This is a genomic window from Pseudarthrobacter sp. 05T312 (assembly GCF_056396685.1).
This window is the reverse complement of the sequence record NZ_JBFTLY010000001.1, coordinates 457,022-478,524: the sequence shown is the minus strand read 5'-3', so window position 1 is coordinate 478,524 and position 21,503 is coordinate 457,022. Positions and strand designations below refer to the sequence as shown.

Here is a 21,503-nt window from a genome sequence, read left to right as displayed (position 1 = left end):
AAGTCTGTCGCTATGGCCGCAGCAAAGCCCGCAGTGCCTGGATGGTGTCCGCTTCAGCCGGGGCCTTGTCCTCCCGGTAGCGCTTGACCCGGGCAAACCTCAGCGCGATCCCGCCGGGGTAGCGCGGTGACTGCTGCACCCCGTCGATGGCTATTTCGACGACGGTGACCGGCTCAACCCATACGGTGCCGGCGGTGCGCCGCACCTCAAGCTCCTGGAACCGTCCGGTCTGCCAGCGCAGCAATTCATCGGTAAGGCCTTTGAACGTCTTGCCCACCATCACGTAGCCGCCCGGTTCGCCGAACTCCCCGGCAGGGTCAAGGGCACCAAGGTGCAGGTTGGACAGCATCCCTGTCCGGCGTCCAGAGCCCCATTCGCAGGCAAGCACCACCAGGTCATAGGTGTGGACCGGTTTCACCTTCACCCAGTTGGATCCGCGCCGGCCGGCAGCATAAGCCGAGCCGATGGCTTTCACCACCACGCCCTCGTGGCCCGCGGCCAGGGCATCCTGCGAAACCCGCTCAGCGACCTCGGGGTCGGCGGTGACCTCCCCCGGGATCCGGTGTGCGGGGGCCACCCGCTCCAGGATGTCGATGCGGGTGGCCAGAGGTTCGTCCAGCAGGTCACGGCCGTCGATGTGCAGCACGTCGAAGAACCAGGGGTGCAGCAAGGTTTCCCTGACTGCGTCGGCACCAAAGCGGGACATGGTTTCCTGGAAGGGCCGCGGCGCACCCTCCTCATCCAGGGCGAGGGTTTCGCCATCGAGGATCACGTCCTGCACCGGCAGCCCGCGGACCAGGTCCACCACCTCGGGCAGGCGGTGCGTGACCTCCGCAAGGTTGCGGGTGAAGATCCGTACCTCGCTGCCGGACCGGTGCACCTGGATGCGGGCGCCGTCGAGCTTGAATTCCACCGAGGCCTCCCCCGTCGCTTCCAGGGCGGCAGCCGCGCTGCCGGCGGTGGCCGCGAGCATGGGCTGCACCGGGCGGCCCACCACCAGGCCGACGGCGTCAAGCTCGGCCGGGGTGCCGGTCAGCGCAAGGAGCGCCGTCCCGCCGAGGTCGCCGGACAGCATGGCCGCACGCCGCACGGCGTCGAGGGGCCGGTCGGAGGCGCGGGCGACGGCGTCCGTCAGCACTCCTTCCAGGGCACCGGTGCGCAATTCTCCAAGCAGGACGCCGGCGATGAACAACTGTTCCGGTTCGGTGGCGGCCGCCATGAGCGTCCCGAGGATGGCGGCCCGTTCCGCACCCGACCCGCTGCCCGATGTAGCCAGGAGACGGTCCAGAGCGGCATCGAAGTCCGACACGGTGAGGCGTGGCTCCGCTGCCGGTTCTTCCTTGGCCGCCGCCACCGCGCTCCAGCCCACCCCTACCCGGCCCTGGCGGGGCTTGGCACTGAGCAAGCCCACCGCCGTCGGGATCTCCGCCGGTTCCAGCCGGCGCAGCAGGTGGGCCAGGGCATCCACCTTTGCCAGCCGGGAACGGGTTGATGCGACGGCCTTAGTGGTGTCCACAAGCTCGAGGAGCAGCATGGCACCATCCTGCCACGGGCACTGGACCGGGACACTGGACAGCGGGCGGGCGCGGGTCCACAATGTGCGCGTGGGGATCATCGTGGCGAACCTGTTCATCACCCTCGACGGCGTCTACCAGGCGCCCGGCGGCCGTGAAGAAGACCCCGAGGGCGAATTCTCCTTCGGCGGCTGGCAGGCCCCCGTGTCCGACGACGAATCCGGTGCCTCGATAGCAGCCGAGATCGGCCGGATGGATGCCCTGCTGCTCGGCCGGAGGACCTATGACATCTTTGCCTCCTACTGGCCGCACCAGTCCGGTGACATCGCCGATGCCCTGAACCGCGTGCCCAAGTACGTTGTCTCCGCCACGCTGGCGGACCCGGACTGGGCCGGCACCACAGTCCTGCCGGATGCCGCGGCGGCGGGCCGGCTCCGGGAGGAGCACCGGGAAACCCATATGTTCGGCAGCGGCGTCCTGATCCGGTCCCTCCTGGCTGCCAATGTGCTGGACCGCCTGCACCTCTGGCTGTACCCCGTGGTCCTGGGCCAGGGAAAGCGCCTTTTCGACGCCGGAACGGTTCCCTCCACTTTCACGCTGGCCGAGCAGGCCCGCAGCTTCCCCAAGGGTGCGGTGTCTCTGGTGTACGAGCGTGCCGGAGAAGTTGAGACGCGGGAGATGGACGCCGGCTAGTCCCCACCGCCCCCTAACCTCGCTTCGCTCGGCCAGGGAACCTTGGCGGCGTGGGCCCACCCACCGCCCCCTAACCTCGCTTCGCTCGGCCAGGGAACCTTGGCGGCGTGGGCCCAGCCACCGTCCAGGACAACAACGCAAAAGGCTGGCCCGGCAGATGCCGGACCAGCCTTTTCAGCGGTAAGCCGCCAGGGCGCAGCGTTAGTGGCTGTGGCCTGCGTGCTCGTCCTCTTCGGCAGGCTTCTCCACGACCAGGGTCTCGGTGGTGAGAACCAGGGCGGCGATGGAGGCCGCGTTGCGGAGGGCTGCACGGGTGACCTTGACCGGGTCGATGACGCCCGCGGCGATCAGGTCCTCGTACTCGCCGGACTTGGCGTTGAAGCCGTTGTTGGTCTCAAGGTCGGCAACCTTGGAGGTGACAACGTAGCCATCGAAGCCGGCGTTCTGGGCAATCCAGCGCAGCGGCTGCACCAGTGCGCGGCGGACGATGCCCACGGCTGCGGCGGCGTCGCCTTCGAGGGCCTTGACGGAAGCATCCTCATCCAGTGCCTTGAGGGCGTGGATCAGGGCGGAGCCGCCGCCGGCAACGATCCCTTCTTCGAGGGCAGCGCGGGTGGAGGACACGGCGTCCTCGATGCGGTGCTTCTTTTCCTTCAGCTCAACCTCGGTGGCAGCGCCGACCTTGATGACGCCGATACCGCCGGCCAGCTTGGCCAGGCGTTCCTGGAGCTTCTCGCGGTCCCAGTCGGAATCGGTGCGGGTCAGCTCGGCGCGCAGCTGGGCTACGCGTGCAGCTACGTCCTCGGCCGAACCGGCGCCGTCCACGATGGTGGTGTTGTCCTTGGTGACGGTGATGCGGCGGGCGGTACCCAGCACCTCCAGGCCCACGGAGTCCAGGCTGAGGCCCAGTTCCGGGGAGACAACCTGCGCACCGGTGAGGGTGGCGATGTCCTGCAGCATGGCCTTGCGGCGGTCGCCGAAGCCGGGAGCCTTGACGGCCACGACGTTCAGGGTGCCGCGGATGCGGTTGACGATCAGCGTGGACAGGGCCTCGCCCTCAACGTCCTCGGCGATGATGAACAGCGGCTTGGAACTCTGCAGCGCCTTTTCGAGCAGCGGCAGGAATTCCTGGATCGAGGAGATCTTGCCCTGGTTGATCAGGATGAGTGCGTCCTCGAGGACTGCTTCCTGGCGCTCCGCGTCGGTGACGAAGTACGGGGACAGGTAGCCCTTGTCGAACTGCATGCCCTCGGTGAGGACCAGTTCGGTCTGGGTGGTGGAGGACTCTTCGATGGTGATGACACCATCCTTGCCCACCTTGCCGAAGGCCTCGGCGAGCAGTTCGCCGATTTCGTCGCTCTGCGCCGAGATGGCGGCAACGTTGGCTACCTGGGTGCCTTCGACCGGGCGGGCGTTCTCCAGCAGGCGGGCGGCCACGGCCTCAACCGCAACCTCGATGCCGCGCTTGATCTGGCCGGGGGCAGCGCCGGCTGCAACGTTGCGCAGGCCTTCCTTGACCAGCGCCTGTGCCAGGACCGTGGCGGTGGTGGTGCCGTCGCCGGCAACATCGTTGGTCTTGGTGGCTACTTCCTTGGCCAGCTGTGCGCCAAGGTTCTCGTAGGGGTCGTCCAGCTCGACTTCGCGGGCGATGGTGACGCCGTCGTTCGTGATGGTGGGGGCACCCCACTTCTTGTCCAGGACGACGTTGCGGCCGCGGGGGCCGAGCGTCACCTTGACGGTGTTCGCGAGCTTGTCGATGCCGGCCTCAAGGGACCGGCGGGCAGCGTCGTTAAACGCAAGCTGCTTTGCCATGGTTTTGTCCTTTCAAAGACAGAAACCCCGCGCTGCCGGCCAGCGTGAGCATGGCCGGCAGCACGGGGATCCGGAAGAGTTACTTGACGACGATTGCCAGGACGTCGCGGGCGGACAGCACGAGGTACTCGGTGCCGCCGGTCTTGACTTCGGTTCCGCCGTACTTGGAGTAGATGACGACGTCGCCAACGGCTACGTCAACGGGAACGCGGTTGCCATCTTCGAAGCGGCCGGGGCCTACGGCGACAACTTCGCCTTCCTGCGGCTTCTCCTGTGCGGAGTCCGGGATGACCAGGCCGGAAGCCGTGGTCTGCTCGGCTTCGAGCGGGCGGACAACAATACGATCCTCAAGAGGCTTAATAGAGACCGACACTCGGACCTCTCCTTTTCGTCAGCAAATTCGTGGACTGGAAAGCTTTCCGCCGTAGCTGGCAAACCGTCGTCGCGGTGCCGGCAGCAGCCTGGCTGGCAGCTCTTCATGTGTTAGCACCCTCCTAGGGAGAGTGCTAATGAAGACTCTATGTATGAGTTAGCACTCGGTCAAGGTGAGTGCCAACGTTTCGTCATGGGCGTACAGCCCGGGGCGGACGACGGCAGGTGGCCGGGGACGCGAAATGGCGCCCTGTCCCTACCGGCCCAGGTCGTCGAAGTCCACGTCCTCGCCGCCCTCCGTGTCGCTGCCGCCCTGCTTCCGTCCCCGGAAGAGCACCCAGCCGGACACCGCTGCGGCGAGCAGCGCAGCAACGAGGAAGAAGATGCTTCCGGCCCGCGCGCCGTCGTACAGCCCGCGGATGTCCCTGGCCTCCTGGGTGTTGTCCTGGACGTCGTTGCCGCCTACCGAGTAAACGGTGGCGTTGAACGTATCGAGCAGGAAGATGATCACCAGCAGCGCGATGCAGACCACGGCCACGACGGCCGCGGCAATCAGGACCGGCCGGGCGAACCTGGCCGGGCCGCGGTCACGCGATTCGTGGTCATCGGGCTCGCGGGTGGCTGCGCTCTCATCCATGGTTTCAACAGTATCCGCATCCCGCCCACCCGCTCCTCCACTAGGCTGGAACCCATGGCTCACGCTCCCCAGGACCAGATGGCACAGGACCAAATCGCACCGTTGCTGACCCCCGAGGGCTGGGAGTTGCTGGCATCCCTGGGCCCGTACCGGGATGAGGACTCGTTCGAGCTCAACACAGCACTCCGGAAGGCCGGGCACCCTGCAGGGCTTGTCTCGGCCGTCCTGACTCAATCGCGGCTGCGCACCAAGGCGGAGTCAAAATTCGGCGAGTTCGCCCGCCAGATGCTCTTCACGCAGGCCGGTCTGGAACAGGCAACGCGCCTGAATGTGGCCGCCCACCACGCCCAGCGGTTCGCCGCCGCCGGCATCAGCCATGTGGCGGACCTGGGCTGCGGCCTGGGCGCCGATTCCCTGGCCCTGGCGTCCCTGGACATCAACGTCACCGCCGTCGAAATGGACGAGACCACCGCGGCCTGCGCCACCGTGAACCTCATCCCTTTCCCCAACGCCACAGTGGTCCATGCTGACGCCGCGTCCGTCCCCCTCGACGGGATGGACGGCGTCTGGCTGGACCCCGCCCGGCGGGTCACCTCCACCTCGGGCACCAAGCGGATCTGGGACCCCGAAGCCTTCTCCCCGCCGTTGTCCTTCGTGGAATCGCTGGCTGCCCAAGGCAAGGCAGTAGGCGTGAAGATGGGCCCGGGCATGCCGCACGAATCCGTGCCGGCGGCCTGCGAGGCGCAGTGGGTGTCGGTGGCCGGTGACGTCACGGAGGTGACCCTGTGGTTCAACGCCGTGCGCCGCCCTGGAGTCCGGCGCGCCGCGTTGGTCCTGGGACCGCAGGCACCTGCGGAGCTGACCAGCGCCGAGGACTTCGGCGCGGGCCCGGCCGCACCGGTGGGCCCGGTGGAGGGGTACCTGTACGAACCGGACGGCGCCGTAATCCGCGCCGGACTGGTGGCGGATGTGGCGCTGCAGCTCGGCGGCCACCTGGTGGACGAGCACATCGCCTACATCTGCGCTCCCGGACTCCTGGCCACCCCGTTCGCCCGGGCCTACAAGGTTTTGGAGGTCATGCCGTACAACGTCAAGGCGCTGAAGGCCTGGGTAAAGCAGGAGGGCATCACCGTGCTGGACATCAAGAAGCGCGGCACGGCGGTCACCCCGGAAGAGCTGCGGAAGCAGCTGCTGCCCGGCGGAAAGAACGCGAAGAAGGGCGGCAAGTCGGCCACCCTGGTCCTGACGCGCATCGGTGAGGACCGGGTGGCCATCGTGGTGGAACCCGCCTAGCTGCCCCTACTGGGCGCGCATGAACTCCTCGGCTGCCCGCACCTGGTCCGGGGTGGGCCGGACGCCCGTGTACAGGACGAACTGCTCCAGCGCCTGGATAGTGGCCACTTCGGCCCCGTTGATCACCGGCTTGCCGGCCGCGCGGGCGGCCTTGATGAGGGGGGTTTCGGCGGGCAGCGCCACCACATCGAACACCAGGCGGGCCGCGTTGATGGCTTCCGGCGGGAAAGCCACGGTGTCCGCTTCCGCCCCGCCGGCCATCCCCAGCGGGGTGACGTTGATGATCAGGTCGGCCGTCCCGCCGTCGAGCGCTGCCCGCCACTGGAAGCCGTACTGGTCCGCCAGTGCACGCCCCGCGGCCTCGTTGCGGGCGATGACGGTGACGTCCGTGAATCCGGCGTCCCGGAGGGCTGCAACGGTGGCCTTGGCCATGCCGCCGGCGCCCTGCACCAGCACGGAATAGTCCGTGGGGACCGCGTTGGTGGCGAGGAGCTGTTCGATCGCGGTGTAGTCCGTGTTGTAGGCCTTGAGGTGGCCGTCCGTGTTCACGATGGTGTTTACGGAGTCGATGGCCTTGGCGGAGGGGTCCATCTCGTCCACCAGCGCGATGACGTCTTCCTTGTAAGGCATGGAGATGGCGCAGCCCCGGATGCCCAGCCCGCGGACACCGGCGATGGCCTGTTCGAGGTTGGTGGGCGCGAAGGCCTTGTAGATCCAGTTCAGGTCCAGCTGCCCGTAGAGGTGGTTGTGGAACCTGGTCCCGTTGTTGCTGGGACGGGCCGAGAGCGAGATGCAGAGGGTCATGTCTTTATTCAGTATGGGCACCACTCCATTAAAGCGTTCCCGCGGGCGTGGGCGGCCGGGGAATCAGGGGCAGCCGGTTTCGGCCGGGAAGGGCCCGACGGCGGCGGGCAGCTTTCCCGGCGCCGGGGCCTTCCCTGCCAGCACGGCGACCAGGGCGTCGAAGGCGGCGTCGGTGCGGCCGTACAGTGCCAGCTTCACCGGGGCGGTGGACTCCTGGAGCGGCCAGGGAGCGTCAAGGGACACGGCGATGTCCCCGCCGGCCGGTCTGCCGCCGAATCCGATGAGGTTGACCAGGGGTCCCGATCCGATCTTGACGCCGGCTCGTGCGGCGGCGGCTTCGAAGCGCTCCCGGTCCCCCGGTCCCCCGCCGGCTACCCGCACGGAACCGGGAACCAGGGGTCCGCTGCAGGGACCGGAGACCACTGTGACAGCCGAGGCCGAAACCTGGGCCGACAGCGCCGCCCCGCTTCCTGCCGGAGCACCCGCGCCCGCGGTTCCGGCAGGCGCGGTGGTGCGGGCATGCCAGATCATCATGGTGGCCACGCGCTGAGCTGCTTCATCCAGGCGTGCGGCGGGAAGGGTGCCGGCGGCCAGGGCCTGGACGATGGCGGCGTGCGCCTGCTCCACGTCCGCAGGCATCAGCAGCAGGTCGGCGCCGGCGGCCAGTGCTTTCACGGCAGCGGCGCCGGCCGGGTATTGGTTCTCGACGGCGCCCATGTTGAGGGCATCCGTCACGGCCACCCCTTTGAAGCCCAGGCCCCTGAGTGTCGCGTAGCTGGGGGCAGAGAGCGACGCCGGCACGCCCGGTTCGAGCGCGGGGACGGCAATGTGTCCGGTCATGATGATGGGAAGGCCCGCAGCGACAGCGGCCTCGAAGGGTTTCCAATCGCGGCCCCGCAGCACGTCGAGGCCGGCGGGCTGGACGGGGAGGCTGAGGTGGGAATCCGCCGTTACCGAGCCGTGCCCGGGAAAGTGCTTGACGGTGGGGAGCACGCCTGCATCCAGCATGCCTTGGGAGAAGGCGGTTCCCTGGGCGGCTGCCGCAGCCGGGTCCGCGGACATGGAGCGGGCGCCGATGGTCGGGTCTGCAGGACCGACGGTCACATCCGTGTCCGGTGCGAAGTCCAGGTCGAAGCCCAGCGGCACCAACTCGCTTGCCAGGCCTTTGCCGGCCTTGCGCGTCAGGTCCAGGTTGCCGGCGGCCCCGTAGCTCATGGGAGCGGGCCACTCGGTGAGGGGCTGGCCCAGGCGTGCCACCGCCCCTCCTTCCTGGTCCACGCTCATGATCCCCGGCCAGCGCCGGCCGTCCGCCGCAACAGCCTGCTGCAGCCGCTGGTTTACTGCGCCCATAGCGGCCAGGTCCACCTGGCCCTGCGGGTCGCGCGGGACGTTGTCGCCCATGATGATGGAGCCTGCGAGGTGGAGTCGCTGGATGAGCGCGGCGTGGGCCTCCACCTGGTTGCCCTTGAAGAACGGGAGCAGGACCTGCCCGGCCTTCTGTTCCGGCGACATGGCCGCGACGGCCGCCGCCGCGGCGTCCTGGTCCCGCTGCTCAGGTCCCCACCCCAGAGGCCGGGAACCCGGATCGGGTGACGGGGAAGCCAAAGGAGCGGCCGGCGTCGTGCTGGCTGATGCGGACGGGGACGTCCCGGCGGGTGGCGCGGAGGACGACGGCGGCGCGCTGCCCGGAGGCGCGGAACAGGATGCCAGCGCCATTGCGGACAGGGCCAGGAGGAGGGGGAAGGATTTGGCAGGACTGTGACGCAGGGGGAACGGTGCCATCAGTACGATGCTACCCCTGCACTAGACTTGAACCATCCGTTCGCCTGCCGGCTGCAGCCTGTGAGCGGCATCAGCCAGCGGCAAACCGGACAGTAAGGAAACGTGTGAAGATCGACTTCGCGTCATCGAGGCAGTCAACCCTCGGTGTTGAGTGGGAGCTTGCACTGGTGGACGGTAAGACGGGCGAGCTCGCTTCCGTGGCCAACCAGGTGCTCCGCGGCGTGGCTTCCCGCCACCCCGAACTCAACGAAGACGACGAACATCCGCACATTAAGCAGGAACTGCTGCTCAATACCGTGGAACTGGTCACCGGCATCTGCGAAACGGCCGCCGAGGCCAAGGAGGACCTCAACAGGTCCGTCGCTGCCGTCCGTGAAATCACCGACCCTATGGGCGTGGAGTTGTTCTGCGCCGGCAGCCACCCGTTCAGCCCGCCGCAGCTGCAGCCGGTCACCGACAAGGAACGCTACGCCAAACTCATCGACCGGACCCAGTGGTGGGGCCGGCAGATGGTCATCTACGGCGTCCACGTCCATGTGGGCCTGGACCGCCGGGACAAAGCCCTCCCCGTCCTGGACGGCCTGGTCAACTACTTCCCGCATTTCCAGGCGCTCTCGGCGTCCAGCCCGTTCTGGGGCGGCGAGGACACCGGCTACGCCTCGCAGCGGGCCCTGATGTTCCAGCAGCTGCCCACCGCGGGGCTGCCGTTCCAGTTCACGTCCTGGGCGGAGTACGAGTCCTATGTGCAGGACATGTTCACCACGGGCGTCATCGACACCATCTCGGAGATCCGGTGGGACATCCGGCCCGTCCCTGCCCTCGGCACCATCGAGATGCGCATCTGCGACGGCCTGGCCACCCTGGAGGAAGTGGGGGCCATTGCGGCGCTGACCCAGTGCCTGGTGGATGAGTTCTCCACCACGCTGGACAACGGCGGCACCATCCCCACCATGCCGCCGTGGCACGTCCAGGAGAACAAGTGGCGGGCCGCCCGCTACGGCCTGGACGCCATCATCATCCTCGACGCCGCGGGCAAGGAGCAGCTGGTCACCGACCACCTGCTGGAAACCCTGAACCGGCTGGAACCGGTCGCGGCCAAGCTGCGCTGCTCCGACGAGCTGGCCGACGTCGAGAAGATCATTCGCCGCGGCGCCGGGTACCAGCGCCAGCGCCGGGTGGCTGCCGAGAACGGCGGTAACCTGCAGGCCGTGGTGCTGGACCTGGTCAAGCAGATGCGCAACGGCCCTACCGCCTGACCCCCTTGCTTGCTTTATCAGATATGGCTCCTAAACCGTCGGTTTAGGAGCCATATCTGATGGAGCATCGTGGGGTTTTCCGGGTGTCAGGCCGGGAGCGACACCGAGGTGACGGGCATCGACGAATCCGGGGCGAAGCCGATGCCGCTGGGTTCGGCGCCGGCCATCACCAGCTGCGCGCCGAGGGCGGCCACCATGGCGCCGTTGTCCGTGCACAGGTCCAGGGGCGGAACGTGCAGGCGGATGCCGGCGGAGGCGCAGCGCTGCCCGGTCAGCTCCCGCAGGCGGGAGTTTGCCGCCACTCCCCCGCCCAGCAGGACATCCTTGATGCCTTGCTCCCGGCAGGCCAGGACCGCCTTGGAGGAAATCACGTCCACCACGGCTTCCTGGAACGCCGCGGCAATGTCGGCCACGCGGATCTCTTCGCCGCGGGCCTCGAACTGCTCGACGCACCGGGCCACGGCCGTTTTCAGTCCGCTGAAGGACCAGTCGTACCGGTGCGGGCCGGGTTCATCTGCCGTGCCCATGTATTTGGGCTGGCTGAGGCCGCGGGGGAAGCGGATGGCCTTGGGGTTGCCGGTGCGGGCCATTTTGTCGATGGCGGGTCCGCCGGGGTAGCCGAGTCCGAGGATGCGGGCCACTTTGTCGTAGGCCTCGCCCGCGGCGTCGTCGATGGTGGAACCCAGGAGCTCCACGTCGCTGGTGATGCTGTTGATCCGCAGGATTTCGGTGTGGCCGCCGGAGACCAGCAGGGCGCCGAGGTTCTCCGGCAGCTCCTGCCTGCGGCCGGTGGCACGGTCGTCGAGGAGTCCGACGCCCACATGCGCCACCAGGTGGTTGATGGCGAACAGGGGTTTTCCGGTGGCCACGGCGAGCGCCTTGGCAGCGCACACCCCGACCATGAGCGCGCCGGCAAGCCCGGGTCCGGAGGTGACGGCGATCGCGTCCACCTCGTCCAGGGTGGCCCCTGCATCCGCGAGGGCCTGCTCGAGGGTGGGAACAAAGGCGTCCAGGTGGGCCCGGGAGGCGATTTCCGGGATGACGCCGCCGAAGCGGACGTGCTCGTCCATGGAGGACGAGACCGTGTTGGTCAGCAGGGTGGTGCCACGGACGAGGCCAACGCCGGTTTCGTCGCAGGATGATTCGATGCCCAGTACCAGGGGTTGCGTACGGTTCATGCCTGGCCTGCTTCCGTTGCTTCGTGTCCGTCGGGGTGTGCCGCGGGCAGTTGGAGCCGCATGATGAGGGCGTCCACGCCGTCGCGGTAGTAGCGGGGGCGGATGTGGATCTGTTCGAATCCAAACCGCACATAGAGCTGTTGTGCCCTCGGGTTGTCGGCGCGGACCTCAAGCAGGACGTCAGCGGCGCCGCGGTGCCGGGCCTCCTCGATCAGTTGCGTGAGCAGGGTGCTGCCAATGCCCCGCCCCTCGTGCTCAGGGACGACGGCGATGGTCTGGACGTCCGCGATGGGCTCGATGCACATCAGGCCGGCGTAGCCCACGATGCCTCCGCTGGTCTCCGCCACCAGGTAGCGGCGGGTCTCCGGCTGGGAGAGTTCGTCCAGGAACATCTGGACTGGCCACGCGTCAATGGGGAAGAGCTTGTGCTCCAGTGCGCCGACGGCGGGCACATCGTCCAGCGTCATGTCGCGGACGGTGACGTCTGCCGCGCGCGGGTCGGGGGTGCTGCTCACAATGCCCGCTTCCGTGGTCCGGGGACCTGCGCGTCGGATTCCCGCAGGTACAGGGGGGTGGAGTCCAGCAGGGTGTCTCCTGCCGCCAGCCGGGCCAGGGCGAACTGGCCAAGGTACAGGGCGTCCGGCTGCTCCGCGGCGAAATCCGGGTGGGCCTGGAGAACGTCGGCGTAGAGGCCCGCGCCAGCGCCGAACGCAGGGAGGTCCCGGAGGTCAGATGCGAACCCGACGTGGGGGCCGTCCGCCAGCACGGGCAGCTGGCCATCGTCCAGGGTGTACCGGGCCCAGTAGACCTCTTTGCGGCGGGCGTCCGTCACCACCAGGAACTCGGCGACGGCGGCGGTGGACTCGGCGACTTCCAGGGCCATCGCGTCCAGGCTCACCATGCCGTGCAGCGGCTTGCCCCATACAAAGGCCAGGGTGCGGGCTGTGGCGATGCCGGAGCGGAGCCCGGTGAACGGGCCGGGGCCAACCCCCACCACCAGGGCGTCCACGTCCTGCCCGGTCACGCCCGCGTTCGCCAGGATGGCGTGGATTCCGGGCGCGAGCACCTCAGCGTGGCTGCGGGTGTCCTCCGTGGCGAAGCTGGCCAGCACGCTCTCGGGGGCGTCATCAGTGACCAGCGCTGCGCTGGCCACGGCGGACGTGTCGATGGCGAGGATCAGCATGCCGCTCCCCCGTCGGGTCCAGCCAGTTCGGGGAAGGTCGCCCAGCGGGGACCGTACCCACGCATGACGATGGTCCGGGGCTCGTCGGTGTCCTCGGCGTCGAAGTCCAGGCCGCCTGGGGTGCCCGCCGGGGTGGCCCCGAGCCCGATGGCACGCTGCAGGTCGATCTCCAGCCGGCTGTCGCTCAGGTGCTCCACGCGCTCATGTCCCCACTCCACCACCGTCACCGCTGAGTCCATGGTGTTTTCGAGGTCGATGTCATCAATCTCCGCCGCCGAGCCAAGCCGGTAGGCGTCCACGTGCACCAGGTCGGGGCCGCCCGGGCGGGCGCCGTCCGGCAGGTTGGGGTGGATCCGGACCAGGACGAACGTCGGCGAGATGATGCCCGGGCGAACGCCCAGGCCTTCGCCCAGGCCTTGGGTGAAGGTGGTTTTCCCGGCACCCAGTTCGCCGGACAGCACCAGCAGGTCTCCTGCCTGCAGCACCCCTGCCAAACGGGCGCCGAACGCATGGGTCTGTTCCGCCGTCGTCGCCGTGAAGGTCTTTTCCCAGTTGGCGGGCAGTTCCTCCGGTGCGCTCATGCCGCTCCCTTGCCGGGGACGCCCACCAGGTTATTGCCGGCATCCGCGCGCTCGTCCTCGTTGATGAAGCGGCGGGGAACGCGCGGACTGATCCTGGTCACCACCTCGTAGTTGATGGTCCCCGCGGCGTGTGCCCACTCGTCCACCGTTGGCCCGCCGTCGGCCCCGTTGCCGAACAGCTCCGCCTCCGCGCCCTGCAGCGCCGCGCCGGATGCCTCCGGACCGAGGTCGATGACCATCTGGTCCATGGCGATCCGCCCCACAACGGGGTAGGTCTTCCCCGCCACGCGGACTGGCCCGCCGGTGGCGACGCGCGGGACGCCGTCGGCATAGCCCAGCGGAATCAGCGCCAGGGTGCTCGCCTCCCTGGTGCGGTAGTGCAGGCCGTAGGAGACCCCCTGCCCCGCGGGTACCTCCTTGCACTGCGACACCAGTGTCCGGAGCGTCATGGCGGGGCGGAGGCCGAGTTCGGCGGAAGTCGTCCCGTCGAACGGGGAAAGCCCGTAAATGCCCAGGCCCACGCGAACCATGTCGAAGTGGGTGTCCGGGCGGGAAAGGGTGGCGGGGGTGTTGGCAAGGTGGCGGACCTCCGGGTCCACGCCCGCGTCCTCGGCGATGGCCAGGGCTTCCCTGAATGCGGCCACCTGCTGGTCCGTTTCGGGCCGCTCCGGCTCATCAGCCACGGCCAGGTGCGAGAAGATGCCCACCACACGCAGCAGTCCCTGGTCCTGGTACTCCACGGCCTCGCCCACCAGGCGGTCCCAGGCCTCCGGCGTTGCACCGTTGCGGCCAAGCCCGGTGTCCACCTTGAGGTGGATCCGTGCGGGGCGTTCCTGTTCGCGGGCGGCAGCGACGATGCGTTCCAGCTCCCAGCCGGAGCAACCGATGTCGACGCCGGCAGCCACGGCGGCGCCAAAGTTGCTGTCGGCGGTGTGCAGCCAGGCGAGGAGGGGCGCGTCGATGCCGGCGGCGCGGAGCGCGAGGGCCTCGGAAATGTGCGCCACACCCAGCCAGGACGCGCCTGCCTGCAGCGCCGCCCGGGCGACGGGAACGGCGCCGTGTCCGTACGCATCGGCCTTGACCACGGCCATGACTTTCGCGGGGGAAGCAGCGCTGGCGAGCCGACGAACGTTGTGCCGGATGGCCTCCAGGTCGATCACGGCGGACCGCTCATTGCGGGGGTCCGGCCCGGGGGCAGCGCTGAATTCACCGGTTGTTGCGGGGTAGGTCACCTAACTGATTCTAGTGCGGGCACTTCGCGCCGAATAATCGGGGCGTGTGGCGCTCCTCAGGCATCGGACAGATGCGCGATGGTGGCCGCCGCCCGGCGCTGGGCCGCCAGCGGCACGTCCTCGATGATGTCCGCGAGGAATCCAAAGCGCCGCAGCCACTGGCTCGTCTGCCGTTCCGGGCGGGCATTGGCGCGCTTCCACCAGTCGGCGATGTCCCCCCAGCCAGGGGCGGCCAGGGACCCGCCCACCTCCTGCACGGCCAGGGAGGCGCACAGGTTGGCGAACCGCAGCCTGTCCCCCAGCGGCCAGCCGGCCAGGGTACCCACGATGAACGCCGCGTCGAAGCAGTCACCGGCTCCGGTGGGATCGTGTGCCTTGACCGGAAGCGACGGGACCCACTCCTCCTCCCCGGTTTCCGAGTCCACGGCCATGGCCCCCTGCGCTCCCAGGGTCACCACCGCCACCGGCACGCGGTCCGCCAGAGCGTAGAGGGCGCTCCATGGATTGTCTTTGCCGGTGAAGGCCATGGCCTCGCGCTGGTTGGGCAGGAAGGCGTAAAAGTACTGCAGGTTTTCCAGCCGCACGGGTGCCCATTCCCCGCTGGGATCCCAGCCCACGTCCCCGAACAGGCGGACTCCTGCGCCGTGGGCCGCCCGGGCCCACGGTTCAATTTCCATGCCGACCTCCGCGATGCCGGCGAGCGCCTGGGGCGGGCTTCCGATCAGCTCCGAGTTGGTCACCGGTGCCGAGTGGCCGTGGGTGACCATGGAACGGTCCTGGTCCACGCAGAGGGAAACGGTGACTGGCGAGTGCCAGCCCGGGACGCGGCGGGAGAGGCTGAGGTCCACGTGTTCCTGGCTGGAGAGGATCTTCCAGTTGAAGTCACCGTAGCCGTCGTCCCCGAAAGCCGCCGCCAGCCCGGTGCGCAGCCCCAGCCGCGCGGCGGCGATGGCCTGGTTGGCCACCCCGCCGGGGCAGCTGCCCATGCCGTCGCTCCAGATTTCCGTGCCGGGTTCGGGCCCATGCGGCAGGCCGGTGAAGATGATGTCCTGGAAGACGGTCCCGGCCAGCAGGAGGTCGAATCCAGGTTCCCCCGGCGAGCGGACAGCGGCCAGCGGATCGAAGGGGCGGGCTGGCATCGCGTCCATGGTGGGAACACTACGCCGCGGGGAAGGGCTCCGGTAGGGGCTTTGGCAACAGTCTGGACAGGCTGTCGGCGGCTGGTCCTAGACTGCATGCATGCGGCTTCTGATTGCCGGCGGCGGGGGTTTCCGGGTGCCGCTTATCTACCGGGCGTTGCTGTCCGGGCCCTTCTCCGGGCTGGTCACGGAGTTGGTGCTGCACGACGTCGATCCCGCACGCCTTGACGCCGTTACCGCCGTGCTGCGCAGCATGCCGGCAGGCCGGGGTGCGCACCTTCCGGTGCATGCCGCCACGGATCTTTCCGCTGCCCTGTCAGGCACCGCCATGGTCTTCGCCGCGATCCGGCCCGGCGGCACGGCAGGCCGAGTGGCGGATGAGAAAGTGGCGCAGGACCTCGGGCTGCTGGGGCAGGAAACGACCGGAGCCGGCGGAATTTCCTACGCCTTGCGGACAATCCCGCACATGGTGGGCCTTGCCCGGCTGATGCGTGAGCGCTGCCCGGACGCGTGGCTGGTCAACTTCACCAATCCGGCCGGGATGGTCACCGAGGCGCTGCGCCCTGTCCTGGGGAACCGGGTCATTGGGATCTGCGACTCTGCGGGCGGCCTGGTGCAGCGGGCGGCGGGTGCTGCCGGTGTGCCCTTGCCGGCGGGACGGCTCGACGGCGTGGGCTACTACGGGCTGAACCACCTGGGCTGGCTGTACCGGCTGGAGTCCGGCGGAAGGGACATGCTGCCGGGCCTGCTGGCGGACGCCGCGGCGCTGCGGTCCTTCGAGGAAGGCCGGTTGTTCCCGCAGCCGTTCCTTGCCGGGCTGGGCCTGCTTCCCAACGAGTACCTGTATTACTACTACCAGGGCGAGGCCGCCCGGCAGGCAATGCAGGCCATGGCGCGCACCCGCGGGGAGGCCATCCATAGCCAGCAGCGGGAGCTGTACCCGCAGCTGGCTGCCGCGGGCCCGGACGCGTACCGGCTGTGGGAGGAGGCGCGGCGCTCCCGCGAAGAGGGTTACCTGGCCGAAGCCCGGCACGACGGTGAACCCCGGAACGAGGAAGACCTGGCCGGCGGTGGCTACGAACGGGTGGCGCTGGCGGCCATGCAGGCGCTGGCGGGCCGCGGCGATACCCAATTGGTCCTCAACACCGTGAACGCATTGCCGGCAGCCCCGGCACCCGGGCCCGCCGGCGCTGACCCGGCCCCTCCCCAACCCGCCATCCCCGGCCTGCCGGCGGACGCCGTCGTCGAGGTCCCCTGCACTGTCACTCCCGCCGGCGCCGTCCCGCTGCCCCAACAGGTCCCGGCGGAACCGCAGTTGGGCCTGCTCCGGCGGGTCAAGGAGGTGGAGCGGCTCGTTGTCGTGGCGGCGGCCACCGGCAACCGGGAAGTTGCCGTCGAGGCCTTCGCCCGGCACCCGCTCGTGGATTCGGCAGGCCTGGCCGTGAAGCTGATGGCCGGCTACGAGCACGTGTTTCCGGACCTGGGGAAGATGTGGGAGGGCGGCGGGCGTTAGGGGAAGGAGTAATGTTTTATCGGATGCGCACTGAGCCGGCACCCCTGACACGCGCCGGCGGCCGGAAGGAGGTCCCGTGGCACTGATCCGCAGGGTCGCTTTGCTTTCCCTCCACACCTCCCCCATGGAACAGCCCGGCTCCGGTGATGCCGGCGGAATGAACGTCTACATCCGCGAGCTGGCCTCGGCGCTGGCCGAGGCAGGCGTGGAGGTGGAGATCTTCACGCGCGCCACCTCAGCCGACCAGCCCGCCGTCGAGCATCCCGACCCCGGCGTGTGCGTCCACAACGTCCTGGCCGGCCCGCCGCGGAAGATCCCCAAGGAGGAGCTGCCCGGGCTGCTTCATGCCATGGTGGCGGAAATCGAGCAGATCCGCCGCCGCCAGCCGCACGGCCGGTACGACGTCATCCACTCCCACTACTGGGTGTCCGGGATCGCCGGGCTGGAGCTGTCCGAGCTGTGGGGCGTGCCTCTGGTGCACACCATGCACACCATGGCCAAGGTCAAGAACCTGCTGCTGGAATCCGGTGAGCAGCCCGAGCCCCGGCGCCGCGAACTGGGCGAGCACCGCATCGTGGACGGCGCGGCCAGGCTCATCGCCAACACCAGCGCCGAGGCCGCCGAACTCGTATCCCACTACGGCGCCACCTACGACCGCATCGACATCGCCCCGCCCGGCGTGGACCTCGCCACGTTCACCCCCGCGTTCCGTGCACGGTCCAGGGCCGAGCACGGCGTCAGCCCCGACACGTTCCACCTGGTTTTCGCCGGCCGCATCCAGCGCCTGAAAGGCCCCCAGGTCCTGGTCAAGGCCGCGGCGTTGCTGCGGAAACGCCGCCCGGATATCGACATGCGCGTCACCATCCTGGGCGCTTTGAGCGGCAACAAGGAATTCAACCTTCGCTGCCTGGTGGCAGAGGCGGGAATGGACGACGTCGTCACGCAGCTTCCACCGGTGAAGGCCCCCGAGCTGGCGTCCTGGTTCCGTGCGGCCGACGTTGTGGTGATGCCTTCCTTCAGCGAATCCTTCGGGCTCGTGGCACTCGAGGCCCAGGCCTGCGGAACGCCAGTAGTGGCCACCCGGGTTGGCGGGCTGTCCCGCGCCATCTTCCACGGCCGGACCGGGCTCCTGGTGGACGGCCACCACGCGGCCGATTGGGCCGACGCCCTCGAGGCCCTGTACGACGACCCCGCCACCCGCGAGGACCTGGGCCGCGCTGCCGCCATCCGGGCCCAGAACTCCGGCTGGCAACGCACTGCCGCCATCACGCTCGAAAGCTACCATGCCGCCGTCGACAACTTCGTGGTCCGCCGCCTGGCCCCGGCGGTTCCCGCGTCCTGACATCCCGCTTTTACCTGGTGGCGCCGGAACCGCGTGCCGTTGGGCGTGCGTGCTGTTAGCTTAGGGGCAGGTATCCGGCGCCGGCCGGTGCAGGAAAGGACAAGGATGTCTGCTCTCCCTTCTGATCTCGAGATAGCCCGCGCTGCGCGGATCCGGCCCATCGCGGAGATCGCGGCTGCCGCAGGAATCAACCCTGACGCACTGGAACAGTACGGCCGCTACAAGGGGAAGATCGATCCCACCCGCCTCGATGCGCCGCCGCCGGCCGGGAAGGTGGTGCTGGTCTCGGCCATGTCTCCCACCCCCGCCGGCGAGGGAAAGTCCACCACCACTGTTGGGCTGGCAGATTCGCTGGCCCGTGCCGGCCACAAGGTAATGATCGCGCTGCGGGAACCGTCCCTGGGCCCCGTGCTGGGCATGAAGGGTGGTGCCACCGGCGGCGGCTACTCCCAGGTGCTGCCCATGGATGAGATCAACCTGCACTTCACGGGCGACTTCCACGCGATCACGTCGGCCAACAACGCCCTGATGGCGTTGGTGGACAACCACATCTACCAGGGCAACGCGTTGAACATCGATCCGCGCAGGATGACCTTCAAGCGGGTGCTGGACATGAACGACCGTGCCCTGCGCGAGGTAGTGATCGGCCTGGGCGGCCCCTCCCAGGGCGTGCCGCGGCAGGACGGGTTCGATATCACCGTGGCGTCAGAAATCATGGCCGTCTTTTGCCTGGCGACGGACATTGCCGACCTTCGGGAGCGCCTGGGCAGGATCACCTTCGGGTACACGTATGACCGCACCCCCGTCACGGTGGCCGATTTGGGTGTCCAGGGCGCCCTGACCCTGCTGCTGAAGGAAGCCATTAAGCCGAACCTCGTGCAGACCATTGCCGGTACCCCAGCGCTGGTGCACGGCGGTCCGTTCGCCAACATCGCCCACGGCTGCAATTCGCTCATTGCCACGCAGACCGCCCGCCGGCTGGCGGACATCGTGGTGACCGAGGCGGGCTTCGGCGCAGACCTCGGGGCAGAGAAGTTCATGGACATCAAGGCCCGGATCGGCGGCCTGGCACCCTCCGCCGTCGTGGTGGTAGCCACGGTCCGCGCCTTGAAGATGCAGGGCGGCGTGGCCAAGGCCCAGCTGACCCAGCCGGACCTGGCCGCACTGGAAGCCGGTGTGGTGAACCTCCGACGACACATCCACAACGTGGAGAAGTTCGGCGTCACGCCCGTGGTTGCCATCAACCGGTTCTCGTCCGATTCGGCCGAGGAGCTTGACTGGCTGCTCGCCTGGTGCGCGGCTGAAGGCGTCCCGGCGGCCGTCGCAGACGTGTGGGGACGAGGCGGTGGGGGGGACGGTGGTGATGAACTGGCTGCCCTGGTTGCCGGGGCAGTGGCCGGCCCCAACAGCTTCCGGCACCTCTACTCGCTGGGGCTGTCGGTTGAGGACAAGATCAGGACCATCGTCCAGGAAATCTACGGCGCCGACGGCGTGGACTTCTCCGTGCCCGCGTTGAAGCGGCTTGCCGACATCGAGCGGAACGGCTGGAGTTCGCTGCCCGTGTGCATGGCCAAGACCCAGTACTCGTTCACTGACGATGCCTCCCGCCTGGGCGCCCCCAAGGGGTTCACCATCCACGTCCGCGACCTGTTGCCCAAGACCGGCGCGGGCTTCATCGTCGCCCTTACCGGAGCCGTCATGACCATGCCCGGCCTCCCGGCCGTCCCGGCTGCGCTGCGCATGGATGTCGACGGGGACGGGAACCCCGTGGGCCTCACCTAACCCCACGCCCCATCACATCCTGCCTACTTTCCACCAACGCCCGATCACCTCCCACCCCCAAATCACCAACGCCCGATCACCTCCCACCCCCAAATCACCAACGCCCGATCACCTCCCGCCCCCAAATCACCAACGCCCGATCACCTTGGAACCGTGCAGGTCTATTCCTGTGGATAACTCCTGCAGTGGTCTAGCCTTCTACGCCAGAATGCCAGCATGCATAAGCGCGCTGACCTACCGTCGACCTTGGCAAGCTCCCCGTTCACATACGACTCGGCGGTGACTGCCGGTGTGTCAGCGAAGCGGCTGCGGAAGGATGATGTAGTCCACGTCAGCAGGCGGTTGTACCGCCCGTCGACTTGGAGCTTCGAGTTGGAGGCCGCGGCACGGGTCCTCTCCGAAGTTTCGCCGGGCGCGTGGATTTCACACGTCACCGCTGCACGTTTGCACTGTCAACTGCTCCCCGCGTGGCTGTCGGATTCAACTGAACTGCATATGAGCAAACCGAAGCATTTACCGCAGGTGCGCCGGAAAGGTGTGGTTGCCCATAAGGTCATAGCCGGTGCTGACGAAATTGAAACTGTCGACGGTATCCGCATCAGTACCCGTTCCCGAACCTGGCTCGACTTGGCCCGGCGGCTGTCGCTGGCTGAACTGGTCTGCCTTGGAGACCAAATCATTCGCATCCCTCGAGCGGAGTTTGAGGCCAGGTCGCAGCCCTTCGACACATTGCAGGGTCTCAGCGCTTTAGTCAGGCGGCACCCTAATCTTCAGGGGGTCGTGCGTGCCCGGGAAGCTTTGGAGCTGATGCGGGTCGGCGCTGATTCGGCACCGGAATCGATGCTGCGGCTGGCCATGCTTGATGCGAACCTGCCAGAACCTGACCTGCAAATCGCACTTCGCCCAAATGATGCAGCTTCCCCTACTGCCGACCTGGGCTACCGTCACCGGCGCCTTGCAGTCCAGTACGACGGCGGTCACCATCTTCTTGAGGCTCAGCGACTGAGTGATCGACGGCGCGACAAAGCCTTCGAAGCAGCCGGGTGGACGGTTCTCGTATTCACCAGGGACGATGCCACGGACGGTTTTCAACGAGCTATAGCGGCAATCAAACGGCACCTTCGCACGGCGTGGTTTGACCATTCCTACTCGGCCGGTTTTGCCGGAAACGGGTAACAAAACACCACCACCGCCTCCGAAAACGAGGCCGCCGGGTTTACGCTCCTCAGGGGACGGTAAGTGATGGCGCGTCCCGGAAAAGCCGGCAAAAGGTGATGACGCGTCCCGAAAAAGCCGGCAAAAGGTGATGACGCGTCCCGAAAAAGCCGGCAAAAGGTGATGACGCGTCCCGAAAAAGCCGGCAAAAGGTGATGACGCGTCCCGAAAAAGC

Annotated in this window: 19 protein-coding genes; 7 read left to right on the top strand and 12 right to left on the bottom strand. The window is 68.2% G+C overall.

Annotated features, from left to right (window positions below; all coding sequences use genetic code 11):
* Nucleotides 1–10 precede the first annotated feature (10 nt).
* Nucleotides 11–1,534: an ATP-dependent DNA ligase gene (locus AC1DIP_RS02410; RefSeq protein WP_477732687.1), complete on the bottom strand. Its 1,524-nt coding sequence runs from the start codon at nt 1,532–1,534 to the stop codon at nt 11–13.
* A gap of 70 nt (nt 1,535–1,604) precedes the next feature.
* Between AC1DIP_RS02410 and AC1DIP_RS02405 the strand changes: the two genes are divergently transcribed.
* Complete coding sequence (locus AC1DIP_RS02405) at nt 1,605–2,207, top strand: dihydrofolate reductase family protein (protein ID WP_477732941.1); 603 nt, start codon at nt 1,605–1,607, stop codon at nt 2,205–2,207.
* 201 nt (nt 2,208–2,408) lie between these two features.
* Here the strand turns inward: AC1DIP_RS02405 and groL are convergent, their stop codons facing one another.
* The 3 genes from groL to AC1DIP_RS02390 form a co-directional block, all read right to left on the bottom strand.
* Complete coding sequence (gene groL, locus AC1DIP_RS02400) at nt 2,409–4,019, bottom strand: chaperonin GroEL (protein WP_159631423.1); 1,611 nt, start codon at nt 4,017–4,019, stop codon at nt 2,409–2,411.
* A 79-nt stretch (nt 4,020–4,098) separates the two neighbouring features.
* Entirely contained in the window at nt 4,099–4,392 is a 294-nt protein-coding gene (groES, locus tag AC1DIP_RS02395) for a co-chaperone GroES (RefSeq protein ID WP_003805290.1), read from the bottom strand.
* 255 nt (nt 4,393–4,647) lie between these two features.
* A complete protein-coding gene (locus AC1DIP_RS02390; RefSeq protein ID WP_477732686.1) occupies nt 4,648–5,028 on the bottom strand; it encodes a hypothetical protein in 381 nt (126 codons plus the stop codon).
* 54 nt (nt 5,029–5,082) lie between these two features.
* Between AC1DIP_RS02390 and AC1DIP_RS02385 the strand changes: the two genes are divergently transcribed.
* The gene (locus tag AC1DIP_RS02385; RefSeq protein WP_477732685.1) at nt 5,083–6,321 is read left to right on the top strand and encodes a THUMP-like domain-containing protein; all 1,239 of its coding nucleotides are present in this window, start codon (nt 5,083–5,085) and stop codon (nt 6,319–6,321) included.
* A gap of 6 nt (nt 6,322–6,327) precedes the next feature.
* On the opposite strand, the gene AC1DIP_RS02380 is transcribed toward AC1DIP_RS02385, so the two are convergent.
* The gene (locus AC1DIP_RS02380; RefSeq protein WP_476206313.1) at nt 6,328–7,146 is read right to left on the bottom strand and encodes a shikimate 5-dehydrogenase; all 819 of its coding nucleotides are present in this window, start codon (nt 7,144–7,146) and stop codon (nt 6,328–6,330) included.
* 42 nt (nt 7,147–7,188) lie between these two features.
* Nucleotides 7,189–8,637 (bottom strand): glycoside hydrolase family 3 N-terminal domain-containing protein, encoded by a 1,449-nt coding sequence (locus tag AC1DIP_RS02375; protein ID WP_476211787.1) that lies wholly within the window; start codon nt 8,635–8,637, stop codon nt 7,189–7,191.
* A 374-nt stretch (nt 8,638–9,011) separates the two neighbouring features.
* Between AC1DIP_RS02375 and AC1DIP_RS02370 the strand changes: the two genes are divergently transcribed.
* A complete protein-coding gene (locus AC1DIP_RS02370; RefSeq protein WP_347886895.1) occupies nt 9,012–10,163 on the top strand; it encodes a glutamate--cysteine ligase in 1,152 nt (383 codons plus the stop codon).
* 86 nt (nt 10,164–10,249) lie between these two features.
* Here the strand turns inward: AC1DIP_RS02370 and tsaD are convergent, their stop codons facing one another.
* From tsaD to AC1DIP_RS02340, 6 genes are read right to left on the bottom strand one after another with little or no spacing between them, the layout of a single operon-like run.
* Nucleotides 10,250–11,341 (bottom strand): tRNA (adenosine(37)-N6)-threonylcarbamoyltransferase complex transferase subunit TsaD, encoded by a 1,092-nt coding sequence (gene tsaD, locus AC1DIP_RS02365; protein ID WP_476206316.1) that lies wholly within the window; start codon nt 11,339–11,341, stop codon nt 10,250–10,252.
* Nucleotides 11,338–11,808, bottom strand: a complete 471-nt coding sequence (rimI, locus tag AC1DIP_RS02360) for a ribosomal protein S18-alanine N-acetyltransferase (protein ID WP_476211788.1) — start codon at nt 11,806–11,808, stop codon at nt 11,338–11,340. The genes tsaD and rimI overlap by 4 nt, the downstream gene beginning before the upstream one ends.
* A 44-nt stretch (nt 11,809–11,852) precedes the next feature.
* A complete protein-coding gene (gene tsaB / locus AC1DIP_RS02355) occupies nt 11,853–12,524 on the bottom strand; it encodes a tRNA (adenosine(37)-N6)-threonylcarbamoyltransferase complex dimerization subunit type 1 TsaB (protein ID WP_477732684.1) in 672 nt (223 codons plus the stop codon).
* The gene (gene tsaE, locus AC1DIP_RS02350) at nt 12,518–13,105 is read right to left on the bottom strand and encodes a tRNA (adenosine(37)-N6)-threonylcarbamoyltransferase complex ATPase subunit type 1 TsaE (protein ID WP_476206319.1); all 588 of its coding nucleotides are present in this window, start codon (nt 13,103–13,105) and stop codon (nt 12,518–12,520) included. Before tsaE ends, tsaB begins: the two co-directional genes overlap by 7 nt.
* A complete protein-coding gene (gene alr / locus AC1DIP_RS02345) occupies nt 13,102–14,337 on the bottom strand; it encodes an alanine racemase (RefSeq protein WP_477732683.1) in 1,236 nt (411 codons plus the stop codon). Before alr ends, tsaE begins: the two co-directional genes overlap by 4 nt.
* 56 nt (nt 14,338–14,393) lie before the next feature.
* Nucleotides 14,394–15,485, bottom strand: a complete 1,092-nt coding sequence (locus tag AC1DIP_RS02340; RefSeq protein ID WP_477732682.1) for a carbohydrate kinase family protein — start codon at nt 15,483–15,485, stop codon at nt 14,394–14,396.
* 91 nt (nt 15,486–15,576) lie between these two features.
* Here AC1DIP_RS02340 and AC1DIP_RS02335 point away from each other — a divergent pair, with 91 nt between their 5' ends.
* From AC1DIP_RS02335 to AC1DIP_RS02320, 4 genes are all read left to right on the top strand, one after another.
* Nucleotides 15,577–16,989: a family 4 glycosyl hydrolase gene (locus AC1DIP_RS02335; RefSeq protein ID WP_477732681.1), complete on the top strand. Its 1,413-nt coding sequence runs from the start codon at nt 15,577–15,579 to the stop codon at nt 16,987–16,989.
* A 76-nt stretch (nt 16,990–17,065) separates the two neighbouring features.
* Nucleotides 17,066–18,331 carry a D-inositol-3-phosphate glycosyltransferase gene (gene mshA, locus AC1DIP_RS02330; RefSeq protein WP_476206325.1) on the top strand — a complete coding sequence of 422 codons (1,266 nt, stop codon included), beginning with the start codon at nt 17,066–17,068 and terminating at the stop codon, nt 18,329–18,331.
* Nucleotides 18,332–18,436: 105 nt separating this feature from the next.
* Nucleotides 18,437–20,113, top strand: a complete 1,677-nt coding sequence (locus AC1DIP_RS02325) for a formate--tetrahydrofolate ligase (RefSeq protein ID WP_476206327.1) — start codon at nt 18,437–18,439, stop codon at nt 20,111–20,113.
* A 216-nt stretch (nt 20,114–20,329) separates the two neighbouring features.
* Complete coding sequence (locus AC1DIP_RS02320) at nt 20,330–21,289, top strand: DUF559 domain-containing protein (protein WP_476206328.1); 960 nt, start codon at nt 20,330–20,332, stop codon at nt 21,287–21,289.
* Nucleotides 21,290–21,503 lie beyond the last annotated feature (214 nt).